The sequence below is a fragment of the Saccharopolyspora flava genome (assembly GCF_900116135.1).
In the GTDB taxonomy this organism is placed as follows: domain Bacteria; phylum Actinomycetota; class Actinomycetes; order Mycobacteriales; family Pseudonocardiaceae; genus Saccharopolyspora; species Saccharopolyspora flava.
The window spans coordinates 1,058,963-1,072,611 of sequence record NZ_FOZX01000001.1 but is presented as its reverse complement, the minus strand read 5'-3'; the positions used below and the strand labels follow the sequence as shown (position 1 = coordinate 1,072,611).

At 69.0% G+C, this 13,649-nt stretch carries 16 protein-coding genes and 1 tRNA gene; 7 read left to right on the top strand and 10 right to left on the bottom strand.

Annotated features, from left to right (window positions below; all coding sequences use genetic code 11):
• Positions 1-13: 13 nt before the first annotated feature.
• Positions 14-304 (top strand): DUF3017 domain-containing protein, encoded by a 291-nt coding sequence (locus tag BM424_RS04915; RefSeq protein WP_093413986.1) that lies wholly within the window; start codon positions 14-16, stop codon positions 302-304.
• Between the two features lie 179 nt (positions 305-483).
• On the opposite strand, the gene BM424_RS04910 is transcribed toward BM424_RS04915, so the two are convergent.
• Both BM424_RS04910 and BM424_RS04905 read right to left on the bottom strand, forming a co-directional pair.
• Complete coding sequence (locus tag BM424_RS04910) at positions 484-1,320, bottom strand: DUF4253 domain-containing protein (RefSeq protein ID WP_093413985.1); 837 nt, start codon at positions 1,318-1,320, stop codon at positions 484-486.
• 96 nt (positions 1,321-1,416) lie between these two features.
• Positions 1,417-2,421, bottom strand: coding sequence for a medium chain dehydrogenase/reductase family protein (locus tag BM424_RS04905; RefSeq protein ID WP_093413983.1), 1,005 nt, complete (start codon positions 2,419-2,421; stop codon positions 1,417-1,419).
• Positions 2,422-2,512: 91 nt separating this feature from the next.
• On the opposite strand from BM424_RS04905, the gene BM424_RS04900 reads away from it, so the two are divergent.
• Positions 2,513-3,190 carry a TetR/AcrR family transcriptional regulator gene (locus tag BM424_RS04900; RefSeq protein WP_093413982.1) on the top strand — a complete coding sequence of 226 codons (678 nt, stop codon included), beginning with the start codon at positions 2,513-2,515 and terminating at the stop codon, positions 3,188-3,190.
• On the opposite strand, the gene BM424_RS04895 is transcribed toward BM424_RS04900, so the two are convergent.
• The 3 genes from BM424_RS04895 to BM424_RS04885 form a co-directional block, all read right to left on the bottom strand.
• Positions 3,187-3,387 carry a DUF1918 domain-containing protein gene (locus BM424_RS04895; RefSeq protein WP_093413980.1) on the bottom strand — a complete coding sequence of 67 codons (201 nt, stop codon included), beginning with the start codon at positions 3,385-3,387 and terminating at the stop codon, positions 3,187-3,189. The genes BM424_RS04900 and BM424_RS04895 overlap by 4 nt on opposite strands.
• A gap of 56 nt (positions 3,388-3,443) precedes the next feature.
• Positions 3,444-3,872, bottom strand: a complete 429-nt coding sequence (locus BM424_RS04890; protein WP_093413979.1) for a hypothetical protein — start codon at positions 3,870-3,872, stop codon at positions 3,444-3,446.
• A gap of 126 nt (positions 3,873-3,998) precedes the next feature.
• On the bottom strand, positions 3,999-4,832 hold the full coding sequence (locus BM424_RS04885; protein WP_093413977.1) for a metal-dependent hydrolase: 834 nt from the start codon (positions 4,830-4,832) through the stop codon (positions 3,999-4,001).
• 236 nt (positions 4,833-5,068) lie between these two features.
• On the opposite strand from BM424_RS04885, the gene BM424_RS04880 reads away from it, so the two are divergent.
• Positions 5,069-6,289 (top strand): NADP-dependent isocitrate dehydrogenase, encoded by a 1,221-nt coding sequence (locus tag BM424_RS04880; RefSeq protein WP_093413976.1) that lies wholly within the window; start codon positions 5,069-5,071, stop codon positions 6,287-6,289.
• Positions 6,290-6,564: 275 nt separating this feature from the next.
• Here BM424_RS04880 and BM424_RS04875 read toward each other — a convergent pair whose 3' ends face one another.
• A complete protein-coding gene (locus BM424_RS04875) occupies positions 6,565-6,762 on the bottom strand; it encodes a MerR family transcriptional regulator (protein WP_175547924.1) in 198 nt (65 codons plus the stop codon).
• Between the two features lie 114 nt (positions 6,763-6,876).
• Between BM424_RS04875 and BM424_RS04870 the strand changes: the two genes are divergently transcribed.
• The 3 genes from BM424_RS04870 (at position 6,877) to BM424_RS04860 (ending at position 9,119) form a co-directional block, all read left to right on the top strand.
• Positions 6,877-7,125, top strand: coding sequence for a hypothetical protein (locus BM424_RS04870; RefSeq protein WP_093414668.1), 249 nt, complete (start codon positions 6,877-6,879; stop codon positions 7,123-7,125).
• Between the two features lie 130 nt (positions 7,126-7,255).
• Positions 7,256-7,330 (top strand) — tRNA-Val (locus tag BM424_RS04865).
• A gap of 361 nt (positions 7,331-7,691) precedes the next feature.
• Entirely contained in the window at positions 7,692-9,119 is a 1,428-nt protein-coding gene (locus BM424_RS04860; RefSeq protein WP_093413974.1) for a hypothetical protein, read from the top strand.
• Positions 9,120-9,160: 41 nt separating this feature from the next.
• Here BM424_RS04860 and BM424_RS04855 read toward each other — a convergent pair whose 3' ends face one another.
• From BM424_RS04855 to BM424_RS04845, 3 genes are read right to left on the bottom strand one after another with little or no spacing between them, the layout of a single operon-like run.
• A complete protein-coding gene (locus BM424_RS04855) occupies positions 9,161-9,670 on the bottom strand; it encodes a cupin domain-containing protein (protein WP_093413973.1) in 510 nt (169 codons plus the stop codon).
• Positions 9,671-9,687: 17 nt separating this feature from the next.
• Complete coding sequence (locus BM424_RS04850; RefSeq protein WP_093413971.1) at positions 9,688-10,884, bottom strand: cytochrome P450; 1,197 nt, start codon at positions 10,882-10,884, stop codon at positions 9,688-9,690.
• Positions 10,884-11,978, bottom strand: a complete 1,095-nt coding sequence (locus BM424_RS04845) for a type III polyketide synthase (RefSeq protein WP_093414666.1) — start codon at positions 11,976-11,978, stop codon at positions 10,884-10,886. The genes BM424_RS04850 and BM424_RS04845 overlap by 1 nt, the downstream gene beginning before the upstream one ends.
• Positions 11,979-12,494: 516 nt before the next feature.
• Here BM424_RS04845 and BM424_RS04840 point away from each other — a divergent pair.
• Positions 12,495-13,421, top strand: coding sequence for a YihY/virulence factor BrkB family protein (locus BM424_RS04840; protein WP_093413970.1), 927 nt, complete (start codon positions 12,495-12,497; stop codon positions 13,419-13,421).
• 37 nt (positions 13,422-13,458) lie between these two features.
• Here BM424_RS04840 and BM424_RS28700 read toward each other — a convergent pair whose 3' ends face one another.
• On the bottom strand, positions 13,459-13,635 hold the full coding sequence (locus tag BM424_RS28700) for a hypothetical protein (RefSeq protein ID WP_175547923.1): 177 nt from the start codon (positions 13,633-13,635) through the stop codon (positions 13,459-13,461).
• Between the last annotated feature and the right edge of the window lie 14 nt (positions 13,636-13,649).

Sequence of the window (13,649 nt, the reverse complement as noted above, 5' to 3'; positions counted from 1 at the left end):
GGACTGGAGGATCGTGAGCGACTGGTTGCCGGACAGGTCCCGCCTGTCCATCCACGTGCCGTTCGGCCTGGTGTGCGGCATCGGGTTGATCGGGTTCCTGCTGGTGTCCCTGCAGCACTGGCGCCGCGGCACGGTCGTGCTCGGCCTGGCGCTGCTGGTCGCGGCGGGACTGCGCGCGATGATCCCGGAGGAGCGGACCGGACTGCTCGCGATCCGCAGCCGGGTCGTCGACATCCTCCTCTACAGCGGTTTCGGCGTGGTCATCATCTCCATCGCCATGACCATCAGAGGCCTCTTCGGCTGACCCCGAAAACCACGAGAAGGCAGGCACCCCACCCAGGGGCGCCTGCCTTCTTCACGTCCACACCGGACACTCCACACCGGACCCCCGCGGTCCTCGGGTCAAATACCGCAGGTTTTGTCGGGTCGAATACCGCAGTTTTTGACCCGACAAAACCTGCGGTATTCGACCCGAGGGGAGGGTCAGTCCCACCAGAAGGACCAGGTGCGGCGGCCTCGGATCTCGTTGGCGTAGGCGGAGAGGGAGCCCGTCTCCTGCAGGATGCGGTCGGGGCAGAAGGTCCAGTGCTCGGCGGCGACGGCGGCCGCGTGCTCGGCGGTCTGCGGCGGGGCGGCGACGCTCATGTCCAGCCGGTCCGGTCCGAGCCGCAGGATGCGGGCGCCGAAGCGCTCCTCCCAGGAGCGCACCATCGCCGAGAGCCCGGCGGTGCGCGAGACGTGGTTGGCCGCACCGGACCAGCCCAGCACGGTGAGCACGTCGGCACCGCGCTTGACCGGCACCAGCGCGAGCCGGGTGTCCTCGTCGACGAGCTTCGGAAGCTGTTGGTTGGCCAGCACGTCCGGGTCCGCCAGCAGGTTCCCGGCCTTGGCCGGACCGGGGCAGGTGTAGTCGAAGGGCGCGAGCACGTCGAGGTCGTAGGCCGGGCCGAGCTCGTCGTCGACCTGCACGAGCCCTTCCCAGATCCGCGCCATCACGTCGTAGACGCGCCAGCGGTCGATGTGCTCCAGCGGTTCCGGCGAGACCACGCCGACGGTGCAGCGCTCGCCGAAGGTCTCGTCGCTGTCGCACAGCAGCAGCGGCCACAGCCCGCTGCGCCGGTGCTCGGCGCGCAGCGCGGCGGCCAGTTGCGGCCCCGGGGTGTCGAGGCTGATCCAGCACAGCGGGGCCGGGTAGACGGCCATGGACATCTGCTCGGTGAGGATCTCACCTGGTGGCAGCTCCGTGGAAAGCCCTGAACCGATGCCGAAAACCGCAGAAAGATCGGCCGGTGCCCCCGCGTCCCGGTCGTCTTGCAACATCACCGCCTCCTAGCGATTCCCCGATGTGCCCACCTTAAGGACGCGGCGCTGCCGGGGGGAGCCCGGGATGGTGCAAACCAGCTAACATTTCGGCCATCACTCCCGGTGAGAGCCCGGTAGCAGCACGATGCGCCCGGTCCGCTTCCCGGACAGGTGCAGGTCGAGCGCGCGCTCGGCGTCCTCCAGCGGCAGCCGTTCGGCGATGAGCGGGCGCAGTCTTCCGTCGGCGAGCAGCGCGAACAACGCGGACAGGTCGTGCCGGAACCGCGCGTCGGAGCGCACGTAGTACATCCGCGCGCGTCGCCCGCCGGTCCGGCCGAGGAGCCTGCGGATCTCCCATCCGGCCAGCTGTCGCACGATCCCGAGGTAGGGCGCGAACCACGGCCCGCTGTCGTCGAGCGTCGCGGAGCTGCCGTAGCTGATCAGCGTTCCGCCGGGTGCGAGCAGCCGCCAGGACGCCGGCAGGCTCGACGGCCCGAGCGGGTCGAAGACGGCGTCGACGCCGCCGGGCGCGAGTTCGGCGACCTTCGCGGCGACGTCCTCGGTGCGGTGATCGATCAACTCCGCTCCGAGACCGGCCAGATCCGGGTGCCGGCGCGCGGAAGCGGTTCCGATGACGCGGGTTCCGTCGAGGACGGCGAGTTGCCCGAGCAGCGCCCCGACCCCGCCGCCGATGCCGTGCACCAGCACCGTCCGTCCTGTTCGGACGTTCGCGTCGCGCAGCAGCTGCCGCGCGGTGACGCCGTTGGTCACCAGCGCCACGGCCTCGGCCGCGTCGACGCCGTCGGGGACGGCCACCAGGTCGCGATCGCGCAGCACCACGTGCCCGGACCAGGACCCGGTGCGGGTCATCGCGGCCACCCGCTGCCCGACTCGCCAGGACGTCCCGGTTCCGGTGGCGACGATCTCGCCGACCACGTCGTAGCCGGGCACGAACGGGAACTTCGGCTGGGCGGGGTAGCGGCCGAGCCGCATCTGCACCTCGGCGAAGCCGACGCCGGTGGCCTCGGTGCGCACGACGACCTGGTTCGGTCCGGGCTCGGGCGTTTCGTTGTCGCGGACGGCGACCTCGCCGAGTCCGGTGAGCACGATCTCGGTCATGACGACCCCCAGGGTGATAGTGATAAGCGAACGTTAGAAGCTCTAACTCGAATATGGACCTGTTACCCTGGGGTGTCAAGGGAGGCGGAGCATGGCAGTCCAGCCGCGCAGTCCCCGGGAGCGCTTCCGGGAGCAGACGCGCAACGAGGCCAAGCAGGTCGCGATGGAGCAGCTCGCCGAGTCGGGCCCGTCGGGGATCTCGGTGAACGCGATCGCCAAGCGCATGGGCGTCACCGGCCCGGCGCTCTACCGCTACTTCGCCAACCGCGACGCGCTGCTCACCGAGCTGGTGGCCGACGGCTACCGGGACCTCGCCGAGGTTCTGGAAGGTGTCGTGCGGGAGCACCGCCGGAAGGCTCCGGAGAACCGGTTCCGCGAGGTCGCGGTGGCCTTCCGGGCGTGGGCGCTGGAGGGGCCGCAGCGCTTCCTGCTGCTGTTCGGCACGCCGGTGCCCGGCTACGTCGCGCCGGAGGAGACCTTCGAGCTCGCCGACCGCGCGTTCCGCTCGGTCCTGGAGCCGCTGGCCGCGCTCGCGCCGGAGTCGCCGCCGAGCGGCGCGCTGGACCGGCAGCTGCTGAGCTGGCGCGAGCGCCGCGGCGGACCGCAGCCGCCGCTGCCCGCGCTGCGCAAGGCCGTCCGCGCCTGGTCACGTCTGCACGGCGTGATCAGCCTCGAGGTCACCGGCCAGTTCGCGGGCACGGGCGTCGACCCCGAGCCGCTGTTCCGCGCCGAGGTCGAATCCGTGCTCGCCGAACCCTGGGAGGTCTAGTCGCCCTGGCGCGGCGAGGGCGCTTCGATCACGCAGTCCGATCCCGGGAACACGATGCCCTCGTGCCCGTCGGTGTAGCGGACCTTGTACGGCGGCTCGCCGTCCTGCCCGAGGACCTCCAGGATCTCGGCGTACTTCTCGGCTTCGTCGACGTGCTTGCTGTGCACGTGGAGCTGGTCGCCCACGACTGCTCTCATCGCCCCTCACCTCCGCCCTCAGGCTAGGCGAGATGTGACGCAGATCGCATCGGGCGTCATTCCGCCAGGCGCGAGCAGGTCGTGGTGACCGCCTGGTACTTGTCCAGCTGGGCGGAGGTCCACTCGGCGCTGGCCTCGATGTCGACCTGGCCGGCGGCCACCTGCTGCACCGATTCCTGCACGTCGAGCAGGTTCTGCTTGAGCGTCTCGTCGGCGGTCGAGCTGGTGAGCTGCTGCAGCTCGGCGACCTTGGCCTGGGCGTCGGCCTGCGCCTGCTGGGGGTCGGCGAAGTTCGGCACGAAGTTGGCGGCGTTGATCGCCCGCAGGCACGCCTGCGCCGAGTCCAGGGACTGCTGGGCACCTTGGAGCTGCTGGTTGGCGTTCTGCAGGCCCTGTTGAGCCCCCTCGATCTCGCCGCACGCGGCGAGGCCGGTCAGCAGGGGTAACGCCAGGGTCGCCACCGCGATCCGCGTTCGAGCTCGCATCTTCCCTCCGGGGACAAGGCGCAGTGCCTCGGTGGCGCTGCAGGTGCACCTTATCGGTCAGACCAGAGGGATTGTGCAGTTTGTCGCGTTTTAGGTGCTAATGGTCTAAACCCTGCTCCAACCGGCTCAAGGTCCGGCCTCGATCCAGGCCATCACGCCCGGCGGCAGGTCGAGCCCGGCCAGCCACGGGGCGGCGCCGATGCGGTAGAGAACGACGCAGGTCAGCGCGATCGAGACCAGCGTCAGGCCGGGTCCGACGATGGCCAGCTCGACGGCGCCGCCGGTGCGCATCCGCAGCTTCTTCGGCGGCGCGACCGGGTACCAGGTCTTGCCGCCCAGCGGGACCGGCCACAGCATCGGGCAGCCCTGCTCGGTGATGGCGTCGCCGATGAAGTGCGCGATGCAGCCGATCATCACCGCGACCCCGAAGGCGGCGGCCTCCGTCGGCTGGTTGCCGGCCCACGCCCAGCAGGCGACGGTGAGCAGCAGCGAGGTGACGGCGATGAGCAGCGCGTCGCGCCGGGAACACCAGGTGTGCATGAGTCCGCGCACGGCCAGCCCGGCGAAGAAGAACATCAGCACGCCCAGCGCGCTGCCCTCGCTGGTCTGCACGATCGCGGTGGTGATGAGGCCGGCGAGGACGGCGAAGACGATGGTGTGGGTGAAGCCGCGGTGGGTGCCCTCGCGGTCGCTGTCCTTCTTGGTGCGGGTGAGCCGGTAGAGGAAGCCGCTGAACCCGCTGAGGGCGGCGGAGAGGCCCTTGGAGATGGCCCCGAAGGTGGCGGCGACGGTCGACGACGGGTGATCGATGTCGGGCAGCAGCGCGGCGCCGGCCGAGAGCGTGGCGCCGACCACCCAGGTCTTGGGGGATAATTGCCCTATCGCGTGCGTGTCGGCCAGGGCGGTCACCGCTGCCCATGCGGCCAACCCGCTCATCGCGTGCGTCGGTCCTGTCGCCATGTCTCTCCCGCATCGCCTGCCGCGCCGAACAACTGCTCGACAAGATCACTCGTCTGTGAGTTCGAGAGTAGAAGAGGATCGCGGCGCGGCCGGGCATTGCCCTGGGGGTGGCAGCTGTGAATCTGACTTCGGATGCGCCGTGACCCTGGTGGCGGGCGACGGGGGCAAGGCACAATCAAAAGCGCTAGCAGTACGCTTGTACCGCTTGCATTCTCGCGAGAGGAGCACCCCGCCACATGAGCAAGATCAAGGTCCAGGGCACGGTCGCCGAACTGGACGGCGACGAGATGACCCGGATCATCTGGTCCTTCATCAAGGACAAGCTGATCCACCCCTACCTGGACATCAACCTCGACTACTACGACCTGGGCATCGAGAACCGGGACGCCACCGACGACCAGGTGACCGTCGACTCCGCGAACGCCATCGCCAAGCACGGCGTAGGTGTGAAGTGCGCCACCATCACCCCCGATGAGGCGCGCGTTGACGAGTTCGGCCTGAAGAAGATGTGGCGGAGCCCGAACGGGACGATCCGCAACATCCTCGGCGGCGTCATCTTCCGCGAGCCGATCGTCATCTCCAACATCCCGCGGTACGTGCCGACGTGGACCAAGCCGATCGTCATCGGCCGTCACGCCCACGGCGACCAGTACAAGGCCAGCGACTTCAAGGTCCCGGGCGCGGGCACCGTCACCATCACCTACACCCCCGAGGACGGCTCCGAGCCGATCGAGATGGAGGTGGCGAAGTTCGGTGAAGACGGTGGCGTGGCGATGGCCATGTACAACTACCGCAAGTCGATCGAGGAGTTCGCGCACGCGTCCTTCCGGTACGGCCTGGAGCGCGGTTACCCCGTCTACATGTCGACCAAGAACACGATCCTGAAGGCCTACGACGGCATGTTCAAGGACGTGTTCGAGGAGATCTTCGAGAACGAGTACAAGGCTCAGTTCGACGCCAAGGGCATCACCTACGAGCACCGGCTGATCGACGACATGGTCGCCACCGCCCTGAAGTGGGAGGGCGGCTACGTCTGGGCCTGCAAGAACTACGACGGTGACGTGCAGTCGGACACCGTCGCGCAGGGCTTCGGCTCGCTGGGTCTGATGACCTCGGTGCTGATGACCGCCGACGGCAAGGTGGAGGCCGAGGCCGCGCACGGCACGGTGACCCGCCACTACCGCCAGCACCAGCAGGGCAAGCCCACCTCGACCAACCCGATCGCGTCGATCTACGCCTGGACGCGCGGCCTGCAGGCCCGCGGCAAGATGGACTCGACCCCGGAGGTCATCGGTTTCGCCGAGGCGCTGGAGCAGGTCGTCGTCGAGACCGTCGAGAGCGGCAAGATGACCAAGGACCTGGCTCTGCTGGTCGGCAACGACCAGCCGTTCCAGACCACCGAGGAATTCCTCGCCACCCTGGACGAGAACCTGCAGAAGAAGATGGCCGACCGCTGATCTTCCCCTGACGCGAAGCGCCGCTACCACCGAGGTGGAGCGGCGTTTTGCGTCCCCGCCCTCGTGCGGGTCCCGGGGTCCTGGGGGTCACGGGGGTGGGGAAGTTTTCATGAAAACTTCGCCCCAACCAAGGACCACACCCCACGACGACGTCGCCAGGGGACGGTTTTAGTCACAACTGTCCCCTGGCGACGAACGTCGAGGTGGAGTCCGGAGACAGGCAGTTCTGGCAAAAACTGCCCCATGCCGAGACGCGCTGCTCCACTACCCAGAGGTCAGGAGCGACCTTCGCGACGCCTCTCCGCAAGCTCCCGCAACTCACTCCGCACCACGTCAAGGTCGAACTTGTACCGACCCCCGGGCGTCACGAGGGCGACCGAGATCAAGCCCTCATCGGCGTAGCGGCTGATCGACCGGCGGGAGATGCCGAGCTCCACCGCCAGCTCGCCCGACGACAGCAACCGCTTACCCATACCCCGAACGTATGGCGACCGCGTGTCCTTTGCTGCCTAGCTGGCCTGTCTGGCCTCATTGGCCCTATCGTTGGCCCTGTTGGCCTGAGTGTCCGAATTGATGGAGGTGCAGTGGTGACGAGCGGGCATTTCTGGTTGCCGGTGGCGGCCGATGGCGCACGTGCGCGGCACGCGTTTCGCGGGCGGCGTTGGGAGGGCGAGCGGGTATCCGAAGCGGTCTGCGGTCAGACGCTTCCGCTGGCTCAGCCATCGGAGATGGACTGGATCACCTTCAAGACCTGTGATGAGTGCTGGCGACTTCTCCTCGTGGAAGCAGGGATCTCGCCGGAAGCGGTGAACGCGTACGTCTCCGAGGGCGGCTGAACCTGCTGCCCTTGAGCCGGTCGGCCGACTTTCGCGTGGGAAGCGTCGGCGTGCTCGGTGTCTGGGGGTGGGTGTGAACGCCGGGAAGCCGCTGGGATAAACTTTCCGCGCTGGCGGCGAACACCGCCGAGCGCGATTAGCTCAGTGGGAGAGCGCTACCTTGACACGGTAGAGGTCACTGGTTCAATCCCAGTATCGCGCACCATCTTTCACTTCCGAGAAGCCCTGTCGGCGATAACGCCGGCAGGGCTTCTTGTTGTTCGGGTCCGGCGTTGATCGCTGCGGGATTCACGTTCGCTGGGCGGGTTTTGGGGCCGTGAGTTGACCGTGGGGTGGATGCTTCGGCGACGCGCGGGTGCGGTATTGCCGTTTTTGGCGGGTTTTCGCCTGGTGAGTGGATACGGTGTGCGCCGTTGTGACCGTTCGGGCGCTGGTCTTGTTGCTGGGGAGCCTCGGGAGCGCCTGTTTTTGCCGTGGTGGGTGCGGCGTGATGGGGGTCGACAGTGCTGGTCGAGGAGGAGCGTTCGCCTGAGACGCGGGAGGGTGCGCGGGCTCGGCGGAGCGGCGTGTGGTGGGTGGCCGCGGGCGCGGTGGTGCTGGCCGGTCTGGTGTTCTGGCTGGTCAAGGACGCTTTGCTGGATGATTCCTACATCACGTTGAGCTACGCGCGTGGCGTGGTCGAGCGTGGTGAGTGGGGGATGATCCCGGGCGAGGTGGCGAATTCGGCGACGTCGCCGGGCAACGTGCTGCTGCTGACGTTGGTGGCGTGGGTGGTGGGCAGTCCGGTGCGGGCGCTGGGCGTGGTGTTCACCGCGTCTGCCGTGGTGCTCGTGCTGGCGCTGCGACGGGCCGCGCTGGATCGGGGGTTGCCGGGCTGGACCGGGGTGGTGACCGCGGCGCTGGTGGGGTTGAACCCGCTGTTGCTGTCGACGGTGGGTTTGGAGATGACCCTGGCCGCTGCCCTGCTGGCGGTGCTGCTGGCGGCGGTGACCGGGTCGCGGCCGTGGCTGTTCGGCATCACGACCGGGGCGCTGGCCCTGACCCGGCTGGATCTCGGGGTGTTCGTGCTGGTGGCGGTGGTGTGCTGCCCGCGGTTGTGGCGTGGGTGGTGGAAGTGGTTCGTGGCGGCGGTGGTCGTGGCCGGGCCGTGGTTCGTGTTCAGCTGGTTCCACTTCGGTTCGGCGGTGCCGGACACGCTGGTGATCAAGCAGTTGCAGGAAGCGTGGGGTGAGTACAGCTTCGGCAACGGCCTGGGAATGCTCCACGAGCTGGCGCCGGAGGCGACGGTGGTGGCGTTGCTGCCGGCGGTCTGCGGAGTGCTCGCCGCGGTGGTGCTGGCCGTCCTCGCGGTCCTCGGTCGTGGTCGGCGCGCGTGGCCGTGGGCGGTGCTGGGAACGGGTGGTGCGGCGCACTTCCTGGTGTATTCGCAGTTGGGAGTGCCGCCGTACCACTGGTATTACGCGCCATCATTCATCGCTACGACGATCGCCTTCGGCGGACTGCTGGGCCTGGTGGCGTCGCGGGTGAGGTGGCGGCTTCCGGTGGCCCTGGTCGGCGCGGTGCTGGTGGTGCCGTCGTTGTGGGTCGTGGGCGGGCAGGGCCTGCCGTGGCGGACGGCGCCGATCGAGACCAACTGGGGCAGCGCCGCGGACTACGCGCGCATCGGGACCGAGGTCGGCCGACGGGTCGGTGATGCGACGGTGACCAGCCCGGGCGAGTTGGGAACGCTGGCGTACTTCTGCCGCTGCCGCGTGGTCGACGGCTTCTCCGACCGCGGCTACCTGGGCCCGGAGATCGCCGAACGCATCGACCGCGCCGGACCGCTCACGGCCGCGTTGCTGCGTCTGAACTACCGGCATTTCCAGCCGACCGAACCCCGCGAGATCGACTACCTGCTGCGCGTCGCCGACGGCCCGGGCCCGGACCCGTTCTGGACGATCTCCACCCCGCTCGGCCCGCCGAAACACCTCACCCTGGAACCCGCGAGCCCCTGAACAGGGGAGACCCCCTGCCGGTGTTGTCACCGGCAGGGGGCTCAGCCGAACTGCAGCGGGGTCAGTTGTTCGATGTCGCTGCGGATGCGCAGCTCCGCGATGGCGGCGTGGTCCACCGGGCCGGGGGCATCGAGGATCTCCAGGAGTTCCTCGAAGTAGTGCTCGTGGTGCGTGGGCGGCGAGGACTGGAAGAACATCTTCGCGTCCGTCTTCCCCGGGTTGGCGAAGGCGTGCGGGCAGCCGGGCGGGACGAACATGACGCTGCCCGGTCCGGCGCGAATCACGCGCTCGCCCTCGTCGTTCTCCCACTCGCGCCAGTTCCCCGTCCGCTCACGGGGTTCGAAGGCGAGCAGGTCGAGTTCGCCGTCGATGACGTAGAACAGCTCCTCGCTGCGCGTGTGCACGTGCGCGCCCACGTCGAAACCCGGTGGCACCACCACCTCGAAGCTCGACGCGGCTCGCGAGTGCTCTCCGGTGACCTTGAACGTGACGTCTTGCGCGCCGGTGTGGATGCGGCGTCCCCGGCCGGGCGGGACGATCAGGCCTGTCATGAATGCGTTTCTCCGATTTACCAGGTGACGGGGAATGCGATGGGGCCGCGGATGAGCGCGCCGGGTTGCATCCGGATCTCGTCCGGGGCCACCGCCAGCTCCAGTTCGGGAAGTCGGTCCAGCAGCGTGCCGAGGAGGACCTGGGATTCCATCCGGGCCAGCAGCGGGGCCATGCAGTAGTGCGGGCCGTGGCCGAAGGACAGGTGGCCGACCTCGGTGCGGTCGATGTCGAGCCGGTCCGGGTCGGGGAACACGCTGTCGTCCCGGTTCGCGGTCAGGTAGGAGACGTAGACGAACGAGCCCTCCGGGATCAGCACGCCGCCGACCTCGACGTCCTCGGTCGCCACCCGCGGCTGTCCGAGTCCGCTCTTGTGCGGGATGTACCGCAGGAATTCCTCGACGGCCTGCGGCACCAGGCCCGGATCGGCCAGCAGCCGGTCCTTGAGCCCCGGGGTGGTCAGCAGCAGGTAGATCATGTTGGAACTGTTGTTGCGGACCGCGTGCCAGCCGTTGAACTGCAGCAGCAAGGCGAGCGCGATCAGCTCCTCCTCGTCCAGCACGCCTTCGTGGCAGGAGGCGGCGAGCACGCTCATCAGGTCCTCGCGCGGCTCGGCGAGTCGCTGTTCGGCGAGGTCGAGGAAGTAGCGGCGCGCGGCTTCCTTGGCCTCGGCGACCTGCTTCAGCGCGTCCTCGTCCGGGGCGACGCGCAGGATCGTGCTCGCCCACCCGGTCATGCGCGGCCAGTCCGGCGCGGGGACGCCGAGGATCTCCCCAACCATCCGCACCGGGAACGGCGAGGTGACGTGCTCCACGATGTCGCTCGGCGATCCCGCTCGCACCATGCCGTCGATCAACTCGTGCACCACCTGCTCCGCGTGCTTGCGGAGGTCTTCGGTGCTGCGCTGGTCGAAGGCCTTGGCCACCACCCGCCGGACGCGCGCGTGCTCGGGCGGGTCGGCGAAGCTCACCGCCTTGTCCACCGGGATGTGGTGCGGCGTCATCTTCGGGAACGTGCGGCCGACGATCTCGGCCCTGCTGAACCGCGGGTCGGAGGTCACCATCCGGACGTCGTCGTAGCGGGTGACCAGCCACGCGTCGCCGTCGCCGTAGGGCATCCGGATCCGGGAGACGGGGCGGTGGCGCAGGGCGTCGGCCAGGAACGGGTCGAATTCGAGCCCGGCGAGGTCGGTCGGTGTGTACAGCGGGCAGGACATCAGCTGGGCTCCAGGACGGCGTCGGCGGTGTGCGGGAGGGTGACGGCGGCGGGCTGCCAGGTGCCGACGGCCATTTCGGCGGTGATCCCCGGACCGAAGCCGGCGATCACGCCGCGCGCTGCCGCCGGCAGCTCGTCGTTGTCGAAAACCCTGGTCAGCGCGTCGAGCACGACCGCGCTGGCGATGTTGCCGTACTCGGTCAGCGTCGCCCTGCTGTGCCGGAAGGAGTCCGGCGGCACGCCCAGGTAGCGGGTCAGGTCGTCGAGGATGCGCGGACCGCCCGCGTGGATCACGTAGAAGTCGAGGTCGTCGACCTGCCAGCGGTGCGACTCGACGAGCTGTCGCAGAGCGGGGGCGAGCGGTCCCATCGTGGTCGGAACCCGCTTGTCCAGCCGGAAGTGGAAGCCGGTCGACTTCACCCGGTAGGAGATCCAGTCCTCGGTGTCGGGGATCAGCGAGGAGGAGTTGCGCTCCAGGTTCACCCCCGCACCGCCCGAACCGCGCACCACGGCCGCCGCGACGGCGTCGCCGAAGAGCCCGTTGGACAGCAGGGATCCGATTCCGGTGTCGGTCGGCTGGTAGCACAGCGAGCAGAACTCGCAGGACACGATGAGGACGTTGGCGCCGGGGTAGGCGGTGCAGAAGTCGTGGGCCCGGTTGATCGCCGCGCCTCCGGCGGCGCATCCCAGCTGCGCGATCGGCAGTTGCCGGGTGTCGTGCCGGAAGCCCATCTCGTTGATCAACCAGGCGGTCATCGACGGCATCGTGAAACCGGTGCAGGACACGTAGATGATGGCGTCGATGTCGTCGGCGGCGAGGTGGGCGTTGCGCAGCGCCCCCTCGACCACGGCCGGGACGCGCAGCTTGGCCTGCTGCTCGTAGACCGCGTTGCGCTCCTCGAAACCGGGGTGCCGCAGGGTCTCCTCGATCGGCCGGATGAGGTGTCTCTTGTGGACACCGGTGTTGCTGATCAGCCGCAGTGCCAGCGGAAGCTGCTCGTGGGACGGGTGGAGCCGGCTCGCGAGCTCCAGGGTTTCGTTCATGGTGATGACGTGCTCGGGCACGGCCACTTCGGGCCTGCACAGGACTGCCACGGGTTGCTTCCTCCGGGGAATGATCGGCTCGTCGAGGAATCGGACGGCGGAGAAAAGGAACGGGACGATGCCCGAACCCCCCTCGAACTCCGCGTCCTGACCTCCACACCGACGTTCGGCCGAGATGATCAACTTCTTGACCGAGGCGGTCAGCATTCCCCCTGGTGGGCCACTGATCGGATGACGGAAGCGAAGATGATCACTCCTGGTGCGGCGACGAAGGCCACACCGTTCCCCGCGCGGGTCCGCACGACGAGCACGCCACATACCCGACAGGAGGAGCCCCCTTGCCGAGGAAGCCTCGGTTCGCGTCGTGCTGGACGAGGCGAAGTTCGTGGACGGCTCGGTGCTGGCCAGGTCTTGTCATCCGAGGGCGCCGAAGCTCCGTCGACGGTGTGACGTCGGTTGCCCGCCGGGGTTATTGCTGTTCTGAGGCTCGATCGCAATCGTCCAATGCGGACCGGTGGGGAGGTCGTGGGGTAACGTCCCGGCCGTTAGAGCTGCTGAGGAGGGGTCGTGCTGCGGAGGTTCTTCTGGCGGCTTCGGCACCCGCGCAACCGGCGGCTCCGGGGGCTGGTGCGGTTGACCGCGCGGACCGTGGAGAGCAGCGGTCGTTACCGGTTGACCGGTCTGGCCGGGGAGGCGGCGTTCTTCACGCTCACCTCGTTGCCGCCGGTGCTGCTCGGTGTCGTCGGCACGCTCGGCTACCTCGCCGGGTGGCTGGGGCGCGAGGACACGATGGCCGCCGTCGAGGAAGCCCTGGTGCAGGCGGCCGGGACCGTGCTGTCCCCCGAGGCCATCGATCAGCTGCTGCGGCCGGTGCTGGTGGAGGTCCTGGGGTCCGGACGAGCCGGGGTCATCTCGATCGGTTTCCTGCTGGCGCTGTGGTCCGGATCGGCCGCGCTGAACGTCTACATCGACACGATCTCGGTGGTCTACGGCCTGGGCGGGCACCGCAACGTGGTGCGGCAGCGGCTCATGTCGGTCCTGGTCTACGTGGTGGGACTGCTCGTCTCGCTGGTGCTGCTGCCGCTGCTCGCCGTCGGCCCGTCGGTGATCGCCGGATGGCTCCCGGAAGTGTCCGCGCTGGTCTACGGGCTGTACTGGCCGGCGGTCGTGCTCGGCTCGATCGCCTCGCTGAGCACCCTGTACATGGTGTCCGTCCCGATCCGCGCGCCCTGGCACGAGCACCTGCCGGGGGCGGCGGTGGCGCTGGTGGTGTGGCTCGCGGGCAGCTTCGGCCTGCGGATCTACCTGGACGTGAGCCTGGAGAACTCGCCGGTCTACGGTGCGCTGGCGGCACCGATGGGCGTGCTGCTGTGGCTCTACGTCACGGCTTTCGCGGTGCTGCTCGGCGGTGCCGTCAACGCCGAGCTCGACACCGTCCAGCCCTCCCGCGAGATCGCCATCGCCCGCCGAGCCGCCCGGGAAGCCGCCGAGTGATCAGCCCGGAATCGGCCGCCGGATCCGGGGGAGAACATCAGCGCTCGTCGTCCCGGTCGCGGGCGATCTCGGCCGCCAGGTCCACCCCGTCGGCCGCCTCCATCCCGCTCCGCAGGACGGCGCGTCGCATCGTCGAGGAACGCGACGCGCCGTCACCGGTGAGAACGTCCGGGGCGTGCTCGGTTTCGGGATCGCTGCGGATGGTCTCGGCCACGGAGCCAGCGTGGG